The sequence below is a fragment of the Nostoc sp. DedSLP03 genome, assembly GCF_034530815.1.
In the GTDB taxonomy this organism is placed as follows: domain Bacteria; phylum Cyanobacteriota; class Cyanobacteriia; order Cyanobacteriales; family Nostocaceae; genus Nostoc.
Genome location: NZ_JAVRCK010000027.1, coordinates 44,923 through 67,395, shown reverse-complemented (window position 1 = coordinate 67,395; position 22,473 = coordinate 44,923). Strand labels below are relative to the sequence as shown.

The window sequence follows — 22,473 nt, the reverse complement described above, 5'->3', positions numbered from 1 at the left end:
TTGACTGATATAGATGTAATCGCTGCGTCAAAATTAAGGTAGGTTTTCTTGGACAGGGGATTCCCTGATGAAACTAATTTTACGATCGCTACTCAAACTTAAGCACAGTAGTAAAGTTATCCTGGCTGTGCTGCTAATCTGTCTGGTGGTACGCTTACTTCCTTATTTTGCGCCTATTCGGGCCGCAGATATTGCCCAAAATCAGTTGGCAATGCAATTTAGCGATCGCAATGGTTTACCATTAGGAACATTGCTCACCCGCGACCAAGAGCATACATCAGTAGTACCACTAAATCAGGTTTCGCCCCAGTTTATCCATGCCATTTTAGCCGCCGAAGATAGCAGCTTTTACCATCATGGGGCGTTGGATATGAAAGCTGTTATCCGCGCCAGCAAAGAAGCCATCCACGCCAAAAGAATTGTTTCCGGTGCTTCCACAATTACTATGCAGTTGGCGCGAATGTTAGATCCAGTGCCGCGCAGCTTCTCTGGTAAACTAAGTGAGATTTGGCTAGCTTGGCGGTTAGCAGCAGGGATGAACAAAGATGAAATTCTGGCTGCATATATCAATCGGCTACCAATGGGCGGGAATATATATGGTGTGGAAGCCGCCGCACAGACTTATTTTTCCATTCCAGCTAGTGAATTGAATCTTGCTCAAGCTAGTTTGTTGGCTGCTATTCCTAATAATCCCACATATTTTAACCCTTACGAACATTGGGAACGGCTGAAGCAGCGACAAAAATACGTCCTTAATCGGATGGTACAGGAAAAGTACATTAGTGGAGCGATGGCTACGCCAACGTCTGCGACGAACGCAACCCGAACACAAACCGAAAAAGTTGTGTTTCAATCTCGCCAACGGGGAATTATCGCCGCACCACACTTTTTATTTTGGTTAGCCAATCAGTTTGATAAGGCGCAAACAGAACAAAATTCCCCCATCCGCACGACTATCAATCGTCCTTTGCAGCAGTTTGTCGAAGCACAGCTACAACAGGTAATTTCTTCCCTAGCCGCTAACAATGTCCATGATGCTGCTGCGTTGGTGATTGACAACCACACTGGTGAAGTTTTGGCTTATGTCGGTTCACCTGATTACTTTAATGAAGCTAAACTGGGACGCAATGATGGAGTGCAAGCACTACGTCAACCAGGTTCTACCCTCAAGCCTTTTGTTTATGAATTAGCTTTAGAAAAAGGTTTAATTCGCCCAAACAGCATTTTGGCAGATGTACCCGCCCATTATGCAATTCCCGGCGCGAAACTTTACAGCCCCACAGATTACACCGAAAGATTTCTTGGCCCGGTGCGGGTACGAATCGCTTTAGCAAATTCTTTAAATGTACCTGCAATAAAGGTGTTAGAAAAAGTAGGTGTGGAAACTTTCTTAGAACGATTGCATCAACTGGGATTTGAACACCTCAATCAAACTCCAGAACATTATGGTTTGGGGTTGACTCTAGGTAGTGGCGAAGTCAGTCTTTGGGAATTAGCCCGTGCATACTTAACCATAGCACGACAAGGAGAGGCGATTCCTTTAGTAAGCACATTTTCCAATTCCCCAATCCCTACAGACGCGATTCATCGCGTCTCTACAAACTCCCCACTCGTTAATCACACAATATGGCAATTAATCACCAACATACTCAGTGACAGCTATGCTCGTGCAACAGCATTTGGTGTAGACTCGGTGTTAAATTTACCCTTTCCTGTTGCTGTTAAAACTGGCACTTCTTCCAATTTTCGGGATACTTGGACTGTTGGCTTCACTACAGATTACACAGTCGCTACTTGGGTAGGCAACTTCAACGGCGAACCGATGCGACAAGTTTCAGGTGTGACGGGTGCAGCACCCTTATGGAATCGAATTATGTTACATCTGCACGAACATCAAGAACCAGCAGATTTTCCATCTCCAAAAGGTTTAGTGCAATTACCTGTTTGTGCAATTTCTGGATTACGACCCACTCCAGATTGTACCTCAGTGGTGCAGGAATATTTCTATCCTGAAGATAAAAGTAATTACGAACGCGAGCATCAATTCAATTTGCCACCAGAGTATGATGAATGGTTAGCAAAACAACAGCAATCAAATTTTACTTCTACAAGTTTGAGAATTTTATCTCCCCATCATGGTGATTTATTTTTAGTTTATCCTGGTGAACAAACGCAGCAAAAACTCGAATTCAAGCTAGCGGGAAATAAATCTGCACCAGTGGAGTGGTGGTTAAATGGCGAAAAGTTAGATACAAATTCAGCTAATTCTTTATTTTGGAATTTGCGTCCTGGTAAGTGGACTTTGGAAGCGAGAAGCGGTGAAATGATGGACAAAGTAAGCTTTCAGGTAGAATTAGCTAATGTTAAACCTACACGTCGAGGATTTTCTATTAGTAATAATTGAAATAGCAGCGATCGCTCTCTGTCAATGAAGAACTATTGAACGTGTCTGCTTGATAGGAATCTGAATAATAAACTCTGTACCCGTTACCAGGCACAGAAATACATTTAATTTTTTCTTGATGTTTTTCCACTAAGTAGTAGACATAATTAAATATAAAATAAACTTTTAGTTTGTAGTGAGCGATTTATCGCTCAGAGCAAGCATTATCAAGACTAAAGTCCTTACTACAAACTTGAAATTTATTTATGCCTAGATACTTATAATCTCGTGACTAATAGATAATCCTCAGCCCAATTACAGTATTATAACTGAAGCTTGTGCTAAAAACAAAAGCATCTAAATGAAGAATTATCGACTGAGATAAATTGCTGCAACCTGCTGTGAAAAAAGATGTTGCAGCAATAGCTCGATCGCGCTTTGTTGATGGACTATTCTCACAGTCTTGAGTTCGATGAATGCGTTGCTCGATACCAGTAACGAATTAGATACCGGAAAGTGTCAAACTAAATATGAAGTTTATAGAAAAACTGCAAACTCAAACCATGACTCAGCAACCAACTGATTTAGATAATAAAGCTGTATTTGAGCAGTTGTGGGAGATTACAAAGGAACTCCGCCAAAAATTAGAGGCTCGTTTTCAGTTACATCCAGACGCTTCTGTAGAAAATTTACAGCAATATAGCAGTCTTGATGGCAACATGAAAGGTTCGCTGACTGCTTTTTCTGGAGAAGAAATTGACTGGCTAGTGCATTCGTGGTTGGGAAACGCGGAAAAATCAAACTTTGGGACTATGCGTCTCACTACTTGGTTGAAGTCCCATATTCAGGTTCCTCATTTAGCCTTTGAGTTTGGCACACTTCCAGATGGAAATATTTTCTTTTATATAGATTACATTGCTAGAACTGAGCTTTTAACCGATTTGGCATATCTCGATCGCTACTATGAGCCAGTTAATCAAACATTCTTAAAGTTACAGTCAGATGCGCGGCTCAAGGTATTTACCAGCAAAAGTACTTATATTCGTCTATTTCAATCGCCTGTTAGCTTGTGTTATACAGGCGCACCTACTTTTGAAACTCTCGAACTAACTCGTACACTAGGACGCGAAACACTCGATCGCTGGTTAACTTGGGTAGATGCAGCCGAACCTGTGCCAGAAGATGCACGAGAAGCTTTAGCTGCTCGTGATTTAGCGCTCCGCCGTATCAGTGCTGAACGCGATCCAGGTAATAAATTTGCCGCACAGATGTTTGGCTCGGAATTGACAGATAAACTTGTGCGATCGCTCTGGGGTGGCGATCGGATTCTCTAAATTTGTCATTTGTCATTGGTCATTGGTCACTTGTACTGAGCGTAGTCGAAGTATTGGTCATTTGTTATGGCTCTCAATTTTCCATGTCCACTAATTTAGAATCGTACTGCGCTTTAGCATCGCAAGTTGCCTGTTATGCAATCAACCTTCACTCGCGATCGCCAATCACACTTTTACCCTGCTAATACTATGCTGGAAAGAGAAGTAGACCGCAAACACTTCCTGCAAACACAGCAAACCACCATTGAGTGCTTCAACAACTTGGGGATGATTTAAATTTGGGAATGGAAATTGGGGATTAGGAAGTAATAACAAATGACAAATGACAAATGACAAAACCAATAGAAGTCCGCAATCCCCGAACTGGCAAATTTGACTACGTAATTATCCCGCCGCCTCCAAGGTTGGTGGTACAGCAATGTAAGCGGACGCGCCGGGCACAAGTTCGCTGGCAGCAGTTGGGCTTAGAGGGGAGAATTGAAGCTTTACAGCAGTGGAAAGATGCGATAATATCTGGACGCGATCGCCTCACGGAAGCTTTGGTAAATGATACAGGAAGATTGTCAGCCTCGGTATTAGAAATAGACTCCTTCCTCTCCAGCATTGATCGCTGGTGTCGGTTAGCACCGGAATTGCTGCAAGAATCGGCAAAAAATACAGCCATTCCGTTTATTGCCTTGCAACAAACATCTGTTCCTTATCCCTTAGTTGGGGTAATTAGCCCGTGGAATTTTCCCCTGTCACTGTCTACTGTTGATACCATTCCGGCGTTGTTAGCAGGTTGTGCTGTCATTGTTAAACCCAGTGAAATCACTCCCCGCTTTGTAGCACCACTAATTACAGCACTCAACACTGTTCCCAAACTGCACGAGGTATTAACTTTTGTCGAAGGAGCAGGTGCAACCGGATCTCTTTTAATTGAAAATGTAGATTTGGTATGCTTTACAGGCAGTGTAGCCACAGGGAGAAAAGTTGCACAAGCGGCTGCAAAACAGTTTATTCCAGCTTTTTTGGAATTAGGAGGAAAAGATCCAGCGATCGTTTTAGAATCAGCCAACTTAGAATTAGCAACCTCAGCAATATTATGGAGTTCCGTTGTCAACACCGGGCAGTCATGCCTCTCAATTGAGCGAATTTACGTTGCAGACTCGATATTTGAAAAGTTTTACCATCAACTAGTAGCCAAAGCACATCGCCTTAAACTAGCCTATCCCACAGTCGAAAGTGGAGAAATCGGCCCGATCATCGCCGAAAAACAAGCAGCCATTATTAGCGATCATCTTCTAGATGCAGTGGAAAAAGGAGCAGTAATTCACTGCGGTGGTGTCATCGAGGATTTAGGTGGGGGTTGGTGGTGTCGTCCAACAGTGCTTACCCAAGTTAATCATTCCATGAAAGTCATGACCGAAGAGACTTTTGGCCCGGTTATGCCAGTCATGCCTTTTTCTGTAGTAGATGAAGCAGTCTCTTTAGCCAATGACTCAATCTATGGATTAAGTGCTGCTGTATTTGCCTCAGAAACAGAAGCTTTAGAAGTTGCTTACCAAATAGATGCAGGTGCTATTAGTATCAACGATGCTGGACTCACCACCATCATGCATGAGGGAGAGAAAAACGCCTTCAAATACTCCGGTTTGGGACAGTCACGCATAGGTGCAGCAGCGATGAAACGATTTATGCGAAAAAAAGCTATTTTGATTAAAACTAATGCTACTAATGACCCTTGGTGGTTTGAAAATGGGGAGTGACCAATGCCATCATCACTATGCAACTGATTAGCGTAACCAATGGCGTAGCTTGCCGCCGTACTCCTTTAAAGAAGCAAGCTACGCAAAGCGTCTCCAAGAGTTGGCATTGCATTCGCATCTTGTTCAAAATATCTATTTTACTAGAGGCGATCGCCTCCGCCACAGTTTCGTCCGCGATAATCAAAGCATCTGGAAGAATTTTGATGGTTTTGGTTCAGAACACAAGTCCATTCGTTCACAACACAAGTCCATTCGTCACAACACAAATCTATTCGTTCACAACACAAGTTCATTCGTCACAACACAAGTTCATTCGTTTAAAAAACAAATCTATTCGTTCATAACACAAGTCTTTAAGACACGCTAGAAAGATAATACCAATTTGAAAAAAAATGCGACAAATAGACCATTTGTAGAGACGTGATTCATCGCGTCTTTACCCAAGGATAATCATTAATTGAATTAGTATAAGTTTAGTCAAAAATGTGCATTGATGTAAGGGTAAACTATCCCGGTGGCTCAACTTTGGGAATGGCTGGAAAATGACTATCCCCCGCAAACCCTTAAAGTAAAGTTTAAATGCTGTAGGATGAGGGGCAGATAAAATTTAGAAAGTGCTGTGAGTGAAACCGTCTATATTGAAACCAGTGTTATTGGTTATCTGACAGCCAGATCGACCAAAAACCTGATTATTGCTGCTAATATCGAAATAACACCGGAATGGTGGGACTTTCGTCGAAACAACTTCATTCTTTACACTTCGGAGGCTGTTTTAGACGAAGTAGCTAAGGGAGATACAGCGATCGCCACTCAACGACTGGAGATTCTACAAGACTTTCCTTTATTGGCATTGAGCCAAGCCGTACAAAGTTTAGCTATTCAATTCCTGACCCAGAGTAATCTGCCTCCGAAAGCAAAGGTAGACGCAATTCACATTGCCGCCGCAACCGTCCACGGCATTGATTATCTGTTAACGTGGAACTGTAAACATATTGCTAATGCTCAAATCCAGGGTAAGTTAGCCGAGATTAGCCTTGATTTTGGCTATGTATTGCCTATCCTTTGCACACCCAACGAACTAATGGGATATTAGGTCATGTGGACAGATGAGATTGTCGAAGAGATCCACCAAATCCGTGAAGAGTATGCGAAGTCTTTCAACTATGATTTAGATGCAATATTTGCAGACCTACGTAAGAAGGAAGCAGAAAGCGGCAGAAAAGTCGTGAATTTGTCGCGGAAGCCCGGTCTAATAACACGTTGGAGCGGACAAACGAAAGATATTTGTGGTGATACAACGGATACTAGCCACCGCTTAACTTAGCTGTTAAAAGCCGACGAAAACGCGTAGGCGTAGCCCGCCGCAGGCATCGCTTAGAAGAAAAACAGAATTTGTTATGCTTCGCATCAAGTTATAATTTCTGCTCTCACGACTGAAGTCTCAGCAGTGGGATGAATATAGAAGCCCAATTTTTCGCAGACTCTTTGCTTTGCAGAATTTCCAGTCGGGATTTTGGCACTAATTAGCGTGAGTTTGACGGATAAGACAAGAAGAACGGCTAAGATAGTAATTTCTCCTTTCAGAGATAACCACTGATTATTCTCCAGTCCGCGCAGGCGGACTTTGTTTGTGTAGTCACAACTTCAGTCGTTAGGCTTTGATCTCAAATATGAACTTAGTAAGGTACACGCATGGCCAAAGGTGACAAAATAAACTTTTCTACCCCTAGCGGGTTTCCAGAATTTCTTCCTAGCGAAAAGCGTTTAGAATTATATTTGTTAGATATTATCCGTAGAGTTTTTGAAAGCTATGGATTTACGCCCATCGAAACACCTGCTGTAGAACGTTTAGAAGTACTGCAAGCTAAAGGTAATCAAGGCGATAATATCATTTATGGAATTAATCCTATATTGCCACCAAATCGACAAGCCGAGAGAGATAAATCGGACGAAACTGGTTCGGAAGCAAGAGCTTTAAAGTTCGATCAAACAGTTCCTTTAGCGGCGTATATTGCCCGTCATCTGAATGAATTAACCTTTCCCTTTGCTCGTTATCAAACCGATGTAGTTTTTCGGGGAGAACGGGCGAAAGATGGGCGTTTTCGTCAGTTCCGCCAGTGCGATATTGATGTAGTTGCGCGTCGCGAACTCAGTTTGCTCTATGATGCTCAGATGCCTGCAATTATCACTGAGATATTTGAAGCAATTAATATTGGTGATTTTCTGATTCGCATCAACAACCGAAAAGTACTGACTGGTTTCTTTAAATCATTGGGTATTGCTGAAAATCAAATAAAATCTTGTATTGGTATTGTTGACACTCTAGAAAAAATTGGTGAAAGTAAAGTCAAACAAGATTTAGATAAAGAAGGGATTGCAGCCGAACAGGCGCAAAAAATCATTGAATTTATCAAAATAGACGGTTCCGTTGATGAAGTCTTAGATAAGCTCAAACACCTTGCCCAAAATCTGCCAGAAACCGAGCAATTGAGTTTAGGAGTTAGCGAATTAGAAACGGTAATTGCTGGAGTGCGTAATCTCGGAGTTGCCGAAAATCGTTTCTGTATTGATTTATCCATTGCCCGTGGTCTTGATTACTATACTGGTACAGTTTACGAAACAACTTTATTAGGACATGAAGCTTTAGGTAGTATTTGTTCTGGCGGTAGATATGAAGAATTAGTCGGGGTCTTCTTGGGCGAAAAAATGCCTGGTGTCGGTATTTCTATCGGCTTAACTCGCTTAATTAGTCGTTTGTTAAAAGCTGGTATTCTAAATACCTTAGCTGCTACACCAGCCCAAGTGATGGTAGTGAATATGCAGGAAGATTTAATGCCTACTTATTTAAAAGTTTCTCAACGTCTGCGTCAGGCGGGAATTAATGCGATCACTAACTTTGATAAGCGTCCCTTGGGTAAACAATTTCAATTAGCAGAGAAGCAAGGAATTCAATTTTGCGTAATTATTGGTTCTGAAGAAGCAGCAGCACAAAAGTCATCGCTCAAAGATTTGAAAACAGGCGAGCAAGTAGAAGTACTACTAGAAAATCTAGCTGAGGAAGTTAAAAGAAGGCTTACTTAAAAGTTGATTTATCAAGTAGCAACTGTCTATTGCAATCTGCCTCATATATCATATTTATTTGGAAGTCATTTATGAGTTTATCGGATGTCCCTAATCTCTGGGTTCCTTTAGCACTTTTAGGTTTAATTGTTATAGCTGCTGTATTTTTCAGTCGCAGCAGTTGATATTTAAAGCATTACAGTTGAGGTGGAGGTTCAGTTGTATGTTTGCTGTTGTCACACCCGATACAATCCATTTATCCCCAGGTGCGGTAGTACGCCTACCTGGAAGCTGGCAAGATTATCAAGCACTCAATGAACAACTAGGCGATCGCTCCTCTCCTCGTATTAAATATCGAGATGGAGAAATTATCTTGATGGCACCGCTACCAGAACATGGGCGTAAAGTAAGTGTAATTGCAGATGTAGCCAAAGTTTTGCTCGATCGTTTGGGACGAGAATACGAAGCATTTACCCCAATCACAATGGAACTACCACAAGAAAGTGGTATAGAACCAGACTACTGTTTTTATATTGAAAACTGGGAAGCAATTGCAGGTAAAGATCGAATTAATTGGGGTGTCGATCCATCACCCGATTTGGTAGTGGAGATAGACATCAGCAGCTACACCGATGTCAATGACTACCTACCTTATCGAGTACCAGAAGTTTGGTTGTTTAGGAAAAACCAGCTGGTAATTTACAGATTGCAGGGCGATGTCTCACGACAAGCCGCTTCGCGTCTACGCTACACTGTTGAAACCAATAGCCGTTATTTCCCTAACATCAATGTGTCAGAAGTAGTCACAGAGTCTCTAAAAATTGCCTACGAGCGCAATACTAGCACTGCTATTCGGGAATTACGGCGGAAATTGGCAAGTGAGAATTAAAGATTTTGATTTTGCGCTTGCAGAGAATCTTCATCAACGGCGGCTACTTGATACGATAAAGTACAGAGTCTCACAACTTACTTTTAAATCAATAGAAAAGGAATGCGTACATGGGAAAAGGGAGATTAGAAGCATTCAGCGATGGGGTGATTGCCATCATTATCACCATCATGGTGCTGGAAATCAAAGTGCCGCATGGGTTCGATTTAGCCGCGCTACGTCCACTAATCCCAGTATTTCTGAGCTATGTGTTGAGTTTTATTTATATCGGCATCTACTGGAACAATCACCATCACCTACTACAAGCAGTCCGACACGTTAATGGGCGTATCCTTTGGGCGAATTTGCATCTGCTATTTTGGTTGTCGCTAATCCCCTTCGTCACTGGTTGGATGGGCGAGAATCACTTTGCCGCCATGCCTGTTGCCCTTTATGGTACGGTGTTGTTGTTGAATGCGATCGCTTACTTCATTCTGACTCGTACCCTGATTTCTCACCACGGCAAAGATTCGACTCTAGCGATCGCAGTTGGTGAAGACTTCAAAGGAAAAATATCAGTAGTTGTCTATGCTGTGGGAATTCCACTTGCCTTTGTAAACTCATGGTTTGCTTGTGCATTGTACGTTTTAGTCGCAATTATGTGGCTGATTCCTGACCGTCGCATTGAGAAGATTTACACTTCCTAAAGGAATTACGAATTATAGCAAGGGACACTTCGGCAAGCTCAGTGCATCGCTGGGGACTGGGTGAAAAGCCTTTTTGTGTCTAAGTTTTATCGTCTGTTGATGTCCTAACCACCAAGGCTTGTGCTATACCTCAGCTGTTACGCATTTAATTTGTATGTATAAAAAATCAATAACACGAAGTATCTTTTAAGACGCTTCGCGTTTAGTTGCTAAAAAAGATTGCCTAACTGATTGTCGTCTTAAGCTGCAACTTTTTCCTCAAATGGTTTAAAGGTTTTTTTACTAGCACCGCAAATTGGACATTCCCAGTCTTCAGGAATTTCTTCAAAAGGTGTACCAGGTGCAATTCCCGAATCAGGATCGCCAGCAACGGGATCGTAAATCATGCTGCATTGTTTACAAATCCATTTGCGAGTTTTAGGTTCTTCACCAGCAACTCTAGTTGCTGCTTGTCCTCCGTTTAATACTTCTAAGGCTTCAGCGTAGCGATCGGCGTGGTAATTTTCGATGAATTTTAACAAGCCAAAACGGTGAGCAGCTTCTCGAAATGTATTGGCATGATCGGTAGATTCTTGAGCTTGTTTGAGAAATTCTTCAGCTGCTGGATTGTCGCGATCGCGTTGAGCATCTGCGGCAAAATCTGGATACATTGTAGTATATTCGTAAGTCTCGCCTTCAATTGCCAAAGATAAACAGTGAGATACAATTTCCCGCTTTTGTTCATCAGTTAAAGCAGCTGCATCTTCTACCACAAGTTCTGGATGTAGTAACTTAAAATGTGCAAAAGCGTGTTCAGTTTCTTGATCTGCTGTTTCTTTAAAAAGTTTCGCTAAGTCTGTAAACCCAAGTTGACGCGCTACATCTGCGAAAAACAGATACTTCCGATTTGCCATCGATTCACCACCAAAGGCAGCTTCTAGGTTTTGAAGTGTAGTAAAGTTGGACAAATCCATAATTTTTTAATACCTGATAAGTGATATTTAGTGCAAAAGCACAGACTCCACAACCAAATAATCAGCCGTTATTTGTATAAGTAATAAATGCTTTATACAAACTTTGTCATCCCATAAGCAATCCGTTTTGATCGGAAGCTAGCACGGCTGTGTTCTCTTACTTGGACAATTATAAAACCGAAAAATGGTACAACTGACAAATTATATTTTTGATTTAGAGATGACTGTGATTGCTTTAATTTGTCTGAAGTTCTAAAAATGGATAGTCGGTGTATCCTGTAGCGTCAGGGGCATAAAATGTTTTTGGATCTGGAGCGTTCAAATGTGCATTAAGTTCTAAGCGTTTTGGTAAGTCAGGATTAGCAAGATATAACTTGCCAAAAGAAACTAAATCTGCATTGCTACTAGCAAGAATGTTATCTCCTGTTTGGCGATCGTAGCCACCATTAGTAATCAAAGTACCTTGGAATATTTGCCGAAAGTAGGGTGTAACTGGGTTCATGACTTCGTGGGTTGCTAAATCGACTTCGTTCGGTTCCATCAGGTGAAGATAGGCAAGTCCAAAGGGGTTAAGAGCATTGATAGCATAACCAAAAGTTTCTTGAGGGTTGGAGTCATGCATTCCATAAAAAGTGTTACTTGGCGAAAGTTTGATCCCAACCCGGTTTCCACCCCAAACGCTAGCGACTGCTTCCACAACTTCTAAGAGGAATCGGCTACGCTTTTCTATTGAACCGCCATACTCATCTGTGCGCTGGTTCGAGCCATCTTGGAGAAATTGATCGATTAAATAGCCAAATGCACCGTGAAGTTCAATCCCATCAAAACCAGCCGCCAAGGCATTTTCGGCACCTTTGCGGAATTGCTCGACAATTTCAGTAATTTCTGGAGTTTCTAAAGCGCGGGGAGTTTCCAACGATACTTTACCTATGGGTGTGTGGAGTGAGCCAATCCCTGCGATCGCACTGGGAGCAACTGGCAATTCTCCATTAAGTAAAGCTGAGTGAGAAACTCTCCCAGAATGCCAAAGTTGCAAAAAAATTCTGCCCCCTTGTTCGTGTACTGCATTAGTTATCAACCGCCATCCTGCCACTTGTTCTTCTGAGTAAATTCCTGGACAGTTAATGTATCCTAAACTCAGAGGTGAAACCATTGTACATTCAGTAACGATCAGCCCAGCACTGGCGCGTTGGGTGTAGTAAGTTGCCATTAGCGAGTTGGGAATACTTGCAATTGCCCGTAAACGCGTCATCGGTGCCATTACGATTCGGTTTGGTAGAGTATAAGGGCCAAGCTGAACTGGTGTAAAAAGATTGATATTGGAATTCATGACTTAAATTTCGATTACGGCGTTGCACATTCCTGACTGAGGTTTGAAAACGGCGATCGTTAGGAGAACTTTTCCTCAGGCGATTCCACCGTTGACACGGATGTTTTGCCCAGTGATCCACCTAGCTTCATCGCTAGCAAGAAACGCTACTACATCGGCGATTTCTTGGACATCTCCCAGTTTATTAAAAGCAGCCATTTGCGCTAAACGATCTATCTGTTCTTGTGTTTTGCCTTCTCGAAACAGTTCTGTATCAGTGGGGCCAGGAGAAATAACATTAACTGCGATCGCTTTTGCACCTAATTCTTTAGCTAGTACCCGTGTGATTTGTTCAACAGCACCCTTGGTTCCTACATAAGCACTATAAGTTGGCAGCATCATCGCTGTAGTTGATGAGGAAAAATTGATAATCCGCCCGCCTTCTGATATATGTTGCGCGGCTTGTTGACAAGCAAAATAAGTGCCTTTGACATTAATGGCAAAAATCGCGTCGAAATCTTCTTCTGTCACCTCAGTAATTGGTTTATAGAAGGCAATTCCGGCATTGTTGACCAAAATATCGACTTTACCAAAACGTTCAAGTGTTTGTTCAAATAACCTTTTGATGTCAGCTACTTTGCTAACATCAGCTTGGATAGCGATCGCTTCTACTCCCAACTTTTCAATTTCTGCAACAACTTCTTGTGCTTTACCTGCATTCCCCGCATAATTAACGACAATAGATGCGCCATTACCAGCTAACTTGAGTGCGATCGCTCGTCCAATTCCCCGCGATGCACCAGTAATAATTGCAACCTTCCCGGATATTGATGCCATAGATTAATCGAGTTTAATTTTAGTTAACTAAAATGATTATCTATTGTTAAAGGTACTGTACCAAGATTAAATTTAGCGATCGCTGCTAAAACTCCCGACTTGATTCCAGCCAAAATCCCGCCAGTGAATTCAAGTAACTCTCAGGCGGGAGAAATGAAGCTAAATTGAACTTATAGAGTCTTCATTGAGCTAAACACAATGCCTACGCCAGTAAACTACGCCCTACCGAACTTGACAGAATTTAAATGCTGATGACACAGGTATTGTATTGACCATAGTCTACAAACATCTTTTATAAATTGTCTGTCTTCGTTAACCAAAAGCTCATCTGGTTTATCATATCTGCGTAGATTAAATTATTTGAAGAAGGGATTTTCTGAACCTATCACGGATTCATTCTCAATTGGACATGTTGGTTCAGATAAGAGTGTTCCATTAAATGTATAAGTAGTGCCGTTGGAAATGATAGCATTACCACTTATCCTCCGATCTGGAACAAAGTCTCCTCTTACTTGACCGCTAAGTGCGATACTTTCTTGTGAAGTTGTATTTGTTACTGCTTGCCAATTTCTCTGATCTCGACCTAGATTTGTCCGGCTATAAGTAGCATCTATTCCAACAAAGCGAAGGCTGCTACCATTGGCGTTAAATTCCAAACAAACAGTAAAATTATCTCCCTGACTCGACTGAAAATTGACATCGTAGCTTTTGCCCTCCACTCCAGCTTGTACTGGCGCAGCCAACAACATTGTTTGTCCAAGTAAACAAGTTAAAACTAAACCAAACTTAGATTGGATGATTTTCACTGACATAATTGTTTGCCTCTGTTAGGTAATCAAGTAATTGCTTACTTTTATTCATTGGTGATAGGTTAAAGTCATTAACCTATCACCACTACTTATTGGTGATTAAATTTAGTCAAAATCGAGGTTGCAAAGGTAAATTTCCAGCCTGTGATGCCTTCGCATAGCGTTTCATAGACAAGACTAGCTACGCCTACGCATATTTAAAAACATCGTTCATCCTTGCCATAAAATTTAGTATAAAGCTTAATTAAATACTCGATAGCATAGATAATTTACAGCGTAATCACTCTTGACAAAACGAGTTATATCTTAAAATTTCACTAATGCTTTCTTTTGAGGAGAAAAGAATGGAAGTGAGTTCAGAGTGTATTGCATAGATAGACACCTAGAGACTATTTTACAAGTTCTCCAATAAAGAGCGATCGCTATAGTAACGCTCTTGGGTGAAAATTGGTAGGAGACAAGATTGAGACTTCTCCCTTGCTCCTTTTTTCTACTCCCCTTAATTAAAATTCTGGAACGATCGCAACACCATCTCTAAGATTGAGCAACCCTGAAATAATAACTTTATCTTCTGGCTGTAATCCTTCAATAACTTGGTAATTATTACCTTTGATCTCGCCTAGCTTTACTCGCCTTTGCCGAGCTACTTGTTGGGATACACCTTGGTGAGATGTCTCTGTTTCAACGACATAAACAAAAGTGTCACCGCCTACACGAGTCATTGCTGTTGTGGGAATCAAAACTCCGGGGCGCTGATTCCAGAACACTCTAGTTCTCACCAATTGATCTGCACGTAGCTGACCGTTAGTGTTGTCAAACAGTGCTTTAATCAGTATGGTTTGTGTTTCATTGCTGGCATTAGGTGCAATAAAAAATATTCTACTTCTACCAAGCTTTTGACCTTGTGTGTTCATCACCTCTACTGGCATACCCTTACGCAATTGGGGCCCTTGTTGTAGTGGTACAGAGATATTCACTTCTAAAGGCCGATTTTGGGTGATATTAACTAATGGTGTAGAAGTATTAACTAAATCACCAACTTTCACAGGGATGTTGCCAACTGTGCCATTAAAAGGAGCGGTAATTTTGTCAGACTGGGGCTGTTGTGTTTGAGGATTTACATTAGATTGCTGCAAAGATTTTTCAGCCTGCAAGATGGTAGCTCGTTGTGCTTGAATTCTGGAATCTATTGCATCTAGACTAGTCTTAGCATTGGCAAGTCGATTAGCAAACTGATTGCTAGTCTGTCGAGACACGGCTCCTTGTTCAGCTAGGCTGACAAACTTTTCGTAGTTCTGCTGATACAATTGCACATTCGCAACATAGGAGGGTCGTTCTGCTTCTAAAGATTTGAGTATGGCGCGGGCATTTGCCAGTTGCACTAAAAATGCTTGAGGCACAGGATTATTCCTAGCGATCGCTGCCTGTGGTGTAGAATCTACTTGGAGAATTGGCGCTCCTTGAATAACTGGATCTCCAGATTTGACAAGTATCTGGGTAACTTGACCCTGAATTCTCGGCTGAAGCGTGACTGAGCGCAGGGATTTTAGACTAGCAATAAAATCTGAACTTTCCTCAATTATGCCGCTTTGTACTGTTGATATTTTGACTCTTACCCCTTGAGGTTGAGCGTTAGCATTTGAAGGTGCTGAATTTTGTGGAGTGAGTAAACGCCAAACTATAGCTGCTCCGCCCCCTAACAATAAGAGTGCGGCTAAACTCAACCAAAGCCACCGCCGTTTTCCAGAAGGTGGCTCAAATGACGTTTCTGGAGCTTTTTCTCCCAAATCAGTTTGAGGCTCAGGGGATGTCATGGCTTTTGAGGAACTTAAGGAACAAATTAACTAGATTCAATCAAAATTTCATCTGTCGTTTTTGAAATTACTGATTTAGCATGAGGTTTGGCGGCAAATTATGTGTTATCCCATCCAAATATACAGTTTTGATGATTCTATCTAAATCTACCGAAAGGTGAATCCGCTCCTGAAATTTCTCACTTCAACTGTATCCTTCAAAAAGTTAAGGATAATTTTATCGGAATCACTTTTATTACAGCAGATTTCAAGTTCGGGAGGTACGCAAATTAAGTCTGTTACCCAGATATAAAGCGTATTTTTGTCCTGATTTAACTGAAAGTATAAATCAATACTAATAGTTCGCTTGCTTCAGACATTGAAATTCAAACTCACTACCACAATCAGCTCGCCGCATTCAACTCATTTTGTATTAAGTAGTAAGAATAACTGTTAAATATTGATGCAAAATCGGATAATTTCTTGAATTTGCTTCGGAAAGTTTCAGATTATGTTTTCAACCATTAATAAATTTCAGGAGCAAATCTAGGTGTTGACCTCAACCTTACTCGCTGCTGCAACTACACCTCTGCAATGGAGTCCTACAGTTGGACTGATTATGATTATTGCTAATATCATTGCCATTGCCTTTGGCAAATCTACCATCAAGTATCCCAACGCCGAACCAAAACTACCCACAGCCAATTTCCTTGGTAATTTTGGTGCACCAGCGTTTTTAGCAAGTGCTGCCTTTGGCCATATCTTAGGTGTGGGCGCTATTTTAGGGTTGCATAACCTGGGAAGAATTTAGGTTCTTACTCAAGTTAGCCTTTATTTGATGATTCATTTGTCTCCAGCTTTGAGCCAGAGAGTTAGAACTCTCTGGCTCTTTTTTATGAGACACTAAGTAATATTAGTATCTCAACGGTATGACAGATATAACAGATTTATCAAAAAGAATTGCCAGCAAAGCCGATAATCCGCTAAGTTTGTCACCTGTCAACTTGCAGTCACAAGAAGATGTAGAACTTGAGCGAAAACTGCGAGAACTCAAGTTTAAACAAGAACTAAGAAAAGATTGGATTTTATTTATTGTCAGAGATGTAGTAATTTTTCCTGCCGCTATCCTTTTTATTTTTGCTGTCAGTGGTTATTCCCTATTTATGCAGATTCATAAGTGATATATCTGGCTAGAATTTTTAATCGACTCCAGAGGCGCAAAGTACACAGAGAAAAGAGAGATGATAATTAGGTAAGTAGATAGACATAATTAAATACAATAAAATAAAATCTTAATTTGTAGTGAGTGATTTATCGCTTAGAGCAAGGATTATTAGGACTAAAGTCTTTACTAAGCTGTTCCACATTTAACTTGCATATATTGGGCGGGCGAGACGCCCACCCCACAAGAAATGTAGAATTTCAGATTATGCAAACTAGATGTGGTTTAGCTTACAAACTTTAATTTATTTATGCTTAAATACTTAGAGTTTACAAATAGTTTGGAATTGTTGTAAATTATTTTACTCTGCGTTCTCTGCGCCTCTGCGGTTATTTAAAAATCCTACATCAGTAAACTTGCGTAACTAATTCTACAGACGACGAAGCCAACTTGCTACAAGTAGACTCATCTTTATATCCACACTAATTTTGCTGGATATCAGGATTACCGTGTTTGGTAAATCTGCAAAAAAGTAAGTACCTGATGGAAATAATCTAAAAATATGGGGCTTTTAATATTTTCTGTTGCTTTAGTTGCCATTGTTGGTGTAATTATCATTAATGCCTACAACGATTTAGTTAAGTATCGCAACCGTTACAAAAATGCTTATTCTCAAATCGATGTTCAATTACAGCGCCGCTATGATTTAATTCCCAACTTGGTGGAAACTGCCAAAGGATACATGAAACATGAGCGAGAAACCTTAGAAGCAGTTATTGCCGCTCGGAATTCTGCAATTAATGCTAGTAGTCGTGCGGTACAAAATCCTGGCGATCCCCAAGCGATGCAACAGTTGGGCAATGCTGAAGGGGCGCTGACGGGTGCGTTAAGTCGATTGATGGTACTTTCAGAATCTTATCCAGAATTGAAAGCCGATCGCGCCATGACTCAGGTAATGGAAGAATTATCTTCCACTGAAAACCGAATTGCTTTTGCCCGTCAGGCTTTTAATGACGCGGTGACACTTTACAACACCAAGAGCGAATCTTTTCCCAGCAACTTGGTGGCAAATACTTTTAACTTTACTGTTGCTGAATTGCTTCCTGAAGCTACCCCAGAAATAAGAAATGCTCCACGCGTATCTTTTTAGGTGTCTATGAATTTCTTTGAACATCAGGATCGGGCACGCCAAAATACGCAACAATTAATTGGGTTATTTTCCCTGTCGATCGCAGTCATGATTATGGCGATTTATATTGCCAGTTTATTTCTGTTTCGCATGGCTCCCCGTGTTTGGTGGCATCCAGGGTTATTTCTCTACGTGGCTGGGATTACAATAATTGCGATCGCCATTGGAAGTTTGTACAAAATTGCTTGTCTCCGTCAAGGCGGAAGCGTGATTGCCCAAGAGTTAGGAGGAAGACTCCTGCTACCAGAAATAGCAGACGAACAAGGGCGACAACTATTAAATATTGTCGAGGAAATGGCGATCGCTTCTGGTATTTCTGTCCCACAAGTTTATCTCCTCGACAGAGAAACCAGCATTAATGCCTTTGCTGCCGGATTTTCGCCCAATGATGCTGTCATTGGAGTTACCCGTGGAACTTTGGAAAACTTGAGCCGGGATGAGTTACAAGGAGTTATCGGCCATGAATTTAGTCATATTCTCAATGGAGATATGCGGCTAAATTTGCGTTTAGTGGGACTACTGCATGGGATTTTATTCATTTATTTAACCGGGGAATTGCTCTGGCGGCTTCGCGATAGCTTCCGTTTAGGAAAGGAAGACAAGGGTTTACCTATCTGGGCATTTGGTTTGGCACTAATGGCCATTGGCGGTATCGGATTACTTTGCGGACGCTTGATTAAAGCCGCCGTCTCTCGCCAACGCGAATTTCTCGCTGATGCTTCAGCCGTACAGTTCACTCGCAACCCCAACGGACTTACCGGAGTCTTCCAAAAACTCCAACAGATGGATTCACGGTTGATTTCGCCCGGAGCAGAAGCCTCTAGCCACATGTTTTTTGGCAATGCCCTCAACCCCTCTTTCTGGGAAGATATGTTTTCTACCCACCCACCCTTAGCAGAACGTATCCGCCGGGTTGGAGGTTTGAACGTCAGCAATTTAGCAGCAATGCCATCTCGCAATCAGATGCGTTCCCCTTCCCAAGAATCCCTAACAATGGGCTTTGCTGGTGGTGGCAACACCACACCAAAACAGGTTGTAAACCAAGTTGGCAGCGTTACACCAGAGCATTTTGCCCATGCTCAAGCGCTGTTATCGCAGTTACCAGAATCTTTGCGTTTGGGCGCGCGGGAGCAACAAAGTGCAATGGCCCTAGCTTTGGCGCTAGCTTTAGATACAGAAAATCTTCAAATTCAAGAACGTCAGATTGCTTGGTTACGAGAGGTACAGCCTGCTGATTTGGTAGAGAAAACCTTGGAACTAAGTAGCGAAATTAGTCAGTTAGATCCCAGAATTCGCTTGCCACTTGTGGATTTGGCAGTGCCTATATTGCGCCAAAACTCTGCCAAAGAATGCCAAAGGCTATGCAAATGCGTCCACGGTTTAGTTGTAGCTACGGGAAGTTTATCGCTGTGGCATTTTGTGTTGCAGTTAATACTGTGGCATCGTCTGCAACCTAGTATAAATCCTGCATCTACTACAACCGTAGAATTCACCTCCATCGAACAAATTTGGCCAGATAGTCTATTAATATTGTCCGTAATTGCTCGTGTTGGACACTCCCAACCGGATGCGTCTACTGAAGACATCGCCTATGCTTTTCGTTCTGGAGTTTTTCGACTTCCCAAAGCCGGAGAGCAAGAAAAACCAGAAATGCCATTAAGTTGTAATTTTACTGAACTAAAGAAAAGTATTGAGCGTCTGCGTCTTGCCGCTCCCAAACTCAAACAATCTATTGTTGATGCTTGCGCCCACACGGTACTATTAGATAACAAAGTTACTCCTTCAGAAGCAGATTTACTCAGAGCGATCGCCATGACGCTAGAGTGTCCCATCCCCCCATTTTTAAATTCTCAGCCTAGTCTTTCAAAACAGAAACAACCTTCTGCAAAACGAACTTAATGTAACGAGTGAGACACAATGATTTAGGGGTAGGGGTTGCTAAAAAATAAAAAGAAGCTCACACTATCTAGATTATCTAACTAAGGGACTTCCAGAGAATAAAATAAATAATGCTAGAGACGGCATATTTCTGACCAAGATTTAACTTAGATAGATAAAAGTACTTGGTATCGGTACTTTTGTCTAGATTAGTTACTACCACAAAAAAAACTGTCATAATTACAATCAGGTAAATAATCACTTGAGAAATATATTAAGAATAGCGATTCAATAATTTTTTCACGCTAATCCCTCTTTTGTCACTTTCGGCAGAGAATAATTTGTAACCCTTGCCCAGATAGGATTTTAATATTAGAGCTTGTTTGAAAGTTTCTATTAGCTTGCGATCGCTAATCTTCCCAATAAATTTAGGTTTCATCATTTAGCTCCAATTTTTATTTCCCCAGAGTGACAAAAGAGGGATAAAATCTTAAATATTATTAGAAATTGAACTATTTTCTGCAAACAACAATTTCAAAAAACGTGAGATATATTTTTGATGTATTTTTTGGTACTTATAGTTGAAATTGTTAGGTTTTATGTTGAAAATAACAGTGTTGATTTTTGTAGTATTGTCTATGTTTTATATTCTACTTTTAAAAGATGCTGACACGTCTATGGTTTATATGCTTGGTGCAATAGTTTGTACACTATTATTAATAAATAGTAAACTCTAAGAGGGTGTTTTAAAAGTTTTGAGAGGTCACGTCGATTTTGGATTAACCTCTCCTTTAAAGAAGAGGCTTCAATAATTTTTTTAAATATTCTCCATACATGGAGAGGCTTGAAACCTTTTTTAGATTACAGATTTTGAGTTTAATCCTTGCATCCTTGCATCTAAAATCTAAAATTGTCTCGGTCAAGTTTTATGCCAAGTACAAGCCTTCGTAACCAGCTATTTGTTGCACTCACCGGATCTAAAGCTTGGGTAAGGTTGAGTGGGGTAATACCAATTCTGTATGAAGATGCGCCAAACTAAATAAGAAACGAACCGCAAAGGGCGCAAAGAACGCAAAGAAAGAAGCCAAGAGAATTTAGCGCAGCCTCACAAAGAAATGGTATAAGTAAATACCCAATATGTGAAAAGATACGACAAGTCATTAACAATGGTAATAGTTAGGGACTTCCATAAAATAAACTATTCCCCCAGCAATAATAATCCTTTTGGTGCTAATATTCATTCCCTAAACAACAACTTTAAATGCCAGGGAAGAGGTGTCCAAAAGCATAAACTTCCAAGACTGCTAAAAAATTGGTGTTGCTAGATTCGCATGATAGATGATGATACCATGCTAGAAGGAGCGGTGGAAGCCGCAGTCTTTCTTCAAGAGAGCAGCTAAATTTCTTTGCCCTAACTTAGAGCGATTGTCCAAGGTTTTTCAGATCGTGAAAAACCATAAGGAGAAATCCCAATGAACTACGACATCAAAGACAAAACCATTTTGGTTACGGGCGCAAATCGCGGCATCGGCAAGGCGATAGTTGAGTCGTTTATTGAACACGGAGCCACCAAAGTCTATGCGGCTGTTCGTCAGCTCAACAGTGTCTCCTCATTGGTTGAACAATACGGCTTACGGGTAGTACCAATTCAGGTTGATTTAGGCGATTCCCAATCTATTGTTGCTGCTGCTCAAACTGCCCCAGATGTGCAAATAGTTATCAATAATGCAGGAGTCTTTCAAGCTGGAACTCCCTTAGCTGAGAATGCGATCGCCGCTCTCGAATTTCAGATGAATATCAATGTATATGGATTGATCTACATGGCTCAGGCGTTTGCCCCGGTACTCAAAGCCAATGGAGGTGGTGTCTTTGCCCAAATCAATTCTGTTGCTTCGCTCAAGGCTTTCTCCGACTCTGCTACTTACTGTGCCTCAAAAGCTGCGGCCTATTCAATCACCCAGGCATTACGAGAACTATTGAGTGAGCAGGACACGCTTGTGCTAAGTGTTCACCCTGGCCCGATTGCCACGGATATGGGCGATGCAGCAGGAATGAGTGAGGTTGCACAGTCACCTGCACTTGTGGCAGAGGGGATAATAAAAGCTCTCAAAGCTGGGGATTTTCACGTCTTTCCTGACTCGATAGCTAAACAAATGGGCGATGCTTATAAAAGCTTTGCCCAAAACGTCATTGAGGTGTCATCAAGTTAATGACATTGTGGGGTAACGCTCTAGACAAGGAAATCTGGGTATTAAACTGTACAGATTCACTACTCCTCGTAATTCACCAGCATCCCATTCACGCAAGCGATACTCCACTGGGGAAACTTCGCCAGCAGTTTCTTAACGACAATTTGCAAAGCCGGATCGTCATTTCAGCATTCCTACAATTAGAAGTCCCTAATCAAGTTGCAAATCCCGTAATGATGAATTATGAATTATGA

At 41.4% G+C, this 22,473-nt stretch carries 20 protein-coding genes and 1 pseudogene; 16 read left to right on the top strand and 5 right to left on the bottom strand.

What is annotated here, in order from left to right:
• Positions 1–67 precede the first annotated feature (67 nt).
• From pbpC to RM368_RS15210, 10 genes and pseudogenes are all read left to right on the top strand, one after another.
• The gene (pbpC, locus tag RM368_RS15255; RefSeq protein ID WP_322694828.1) at positions 68–2,404 is read left to right on the top strand and encodes a penicillin-binding protein 1C; all 2,337 of its coding nucleotides are present in this window, start codon (positions 68–70) and stop codon (positions 2,402–2,404) included.
• Between the two features lie 542 nt (positions 2,405–2,946).
• Positions 2,947–3,717, top strand: coding sequence for a red chlorophyll catabolite reductase (locus RM368_RS15250; protein WP_322694845.1), 771 nt, complete (start codon positions 2,947–2,949; stop codon positions 3,715–3,717).
• Positions 3,718–3,876: 159 nt separating this feature from the next.
• Positions 3,877–3,993: pseudogene (locus RM368_RS15245) on the top strand (nitrilase); the annotation flags it as partial.
• 53 nt (positions 3,994–4,046) lie between these two features.
• Positions 4,047–5,465, top strand: a complete 1,419-nt coding sequence (locus tag RM368_RS15240) for an aldehyde dehydrogenase family protein (protein WP_322694827.1) — start codon at positions 4,047–4,049, stop codon at positions 5,463–5,465.
• A complete protein-coding gene (locus tag RM368_RS15235; RefSeq protein WP_322694826.1) occupies positions 5,462–5,809 on the top strand; it encodes a hypothetical protein in 348 nt (115 codons plus the stop codon). Before RM368_RS15240 ends, RM368_RS15235 begins: the two co-directional genes overlap by 4 nt.
• A gap of 275 nt (positions 5,810–6,084) precedes the next feature.
• Entirely contained in the window at positions 6,085–6,558 is a 474-nt protein-coding gene (locus RM368_RS15230) for a type II toxin-antitoxin system VapC family toxin (RefSeq protein ID WP_322694825.1), read from the top strand.
• 3 nt (positions 6,559–6,561) lie between these two features.
• Entirely contained in the window at positions 6,562–6,789 is a 228-nt protein-coding gene (locus RM368_RS15225) for a hypothetical protein (protein WP_322694824.1), read from the top strand.
• A gap of 368 nt (positions 6,790–7,157) precedes the next feature.
• Complete coding sequence (hisS, locus tag RM368_RS15220; RefSeq protein WP_322694823.1) at positions 7,158–8,546, top strand: histidine--tRNA ligase; 1,389 nt, start codon at positions 7,158–7,160, stop codon at positions 8,544–8,546.
• A 202-nt stretch (positions 8,547–8,748) separates the two neighbouring features.
• On the top strand, positions 8,749–9,414 hold the full coding sequence (locus RM368_RS15215) for a Uma2 family endonuclease (RefSeq protein ID WP_322694822.1): 666 nt from the start codon (positions 8,749–8,751) through the stop codon (positions 9,412–9,414).
• A 110-nt stretch (positions 9,415–9,524) separates the two neighbouring features.
• Complete coding sequence (locus RM368_RS15210) at positions 9,525–10,100, top strand: TMEM175 family protein (protein WP_322694821.1); 576 nt, start codon at positions 9,525–9,527, stop codon at positions 10,098–10,100.
• Between the two features lie 239 nt (positions 10,101–10,339).
• Here RM368_RS15210 and RM368_RS15205 read toward each other — a convergent pair whose 3' ends face one another.
• The 5 genes from RM368_RS15205 to RM368_RS15185 all read right to left on the bottom strand — a co-directional run bounded on the left by RM368_RS15205 (position 10,340) and on the right by RM368_RS15185 (position 15,822).
• Entirely contained in the window at positions 10,340–11,053 is a 714-nt protein-coding gene (locus RM368_RS15205; protein ID WP_322694820.1) for a rubrerythrin family protein, read from the bottom strand.
• Between the two features lie 235 nt (positions 11,054–11,288).
• Entirely contained in the window at positions 11,289–12,383 is a 1,095-nt protein-coding gene (locus tag RM368_RS15200; protein ID WP_322694819.1) for an alkene reductase, read from the bottom strand.
• A 75-nt stretch (positions 12,384–12,458) separates the two neighbouring features.
• Positions 12,459–13,199, bottom strand: coding sequence for an SDR family oxidoreductase (locus RM368_RS15195; RefSeq protein ID WP_322694818.1), 741 nt, complete (start codon positions 13,197–13,199; stop codon positions 12,459–12,461).
• A 356-nt stretch (positions 13,200–13,555) separates the two neighbouring features.
• Positions 13,556–14,011 carry a hypothetical protein gene (locus tag RM368_RS15190; protein ID WP_322694817.1) on the bottom strand — a complete coding sequence of 152 codons (456 nt, stop codon included), beginning with the start codon at positions 14,009–14,011 and terminating at the stop codon, positions 13,556–13,558.
• 500 nt (positions 14,012–14,511) lie between these two features.
• Positions 14,512–15,822, bottom strand: a complete 1,311-nt coding sequence (locus tag RM368_RS15185) for an efflux RND transporter periplasmic adaptor subunit (RefSeq protein WP_322694816.1) — start codon at positions 15,820–15,822, stop codon at positions 14,512–14,514.
• Positions 15,823–16,351: 529 nt separating this feature from the next.
• Between RM368_RS15185 and psaK the strand changes: the two genes are divergently transcribed.
• The 6 genes from psaK to RM368_RS15155 all read left to right on the top strand — a co-directional run bounded on the left by psaK (position 16,352) and on the right by RM368_RS15155 (position 22,473).
• Positions 16,352–16,612, top strand: coding sequence for a photosystem I reaction center subunit PsaK (psaK, locus tag RM368_RS15180; RefSeq protein WP_322694815.1), 261 nt, complete (start codon positions 16,352–16,354; stop codon positions 16,610–16,612).
• A gap of 118 nt (positions 16,613–16,730) precedes the next feature.
• Positions 16,731–16,982 carry a hypothetical protein gene (locus RM368_RS15175; RefSeq protein WP_322694814.1) on the top strand — a complete coding sequence of 84 codons (252 nt, stop codon included), beginning with the start codon at positions 16,731–16,733 and terminating at the stop codon, positions 16,980–16,982.
• Positions 16,983–17,525: 543 nt separating this feature from the next.
• Positions 17,526–18,113: a LemA family protein gene (locus RM368_RS15170; protein WP_322694813.1), complete on the top strand. Its 588-nt coding sequence runs from the start codon at positions 17,526–17,528 to the stop codon at positions 18,111–18,113.
• Between the two features lie 6 nt (positions 18,114–18,119).
• Entirely contained in the window at positions 18,120–20,051 is a 1,932-nt protein-coding gene (locus RM368_RS15165; protein WP_322694812.1) for a M48 family metallopeptidase, read from the top strand.
• A 1,451-nt stretch (positions 20,052–21,502) separates the two neighbouring features.
• On the top strand, positions 21,503–22,240 hold the full coding sequence (locus RM368_RS15160) for an SDR family oxidoreductase (RefSeq protein ID WP_322694811.1): 738 nt from the start codon (positions 21,503–21,505) through the stop codon (positions 22,238–22,240).
• Entirely contained in the window at positions 22,240–22,473 is a 234-nt protein-coding gene (locus tag RM368_RS15155) for a hypothetical protein (RefSeq protein WP_322694810.1), read from the top strand. Before RM368_RS15160 ends, RM368_RS15155 begins: the two co-directional genes overlap by 1 nt.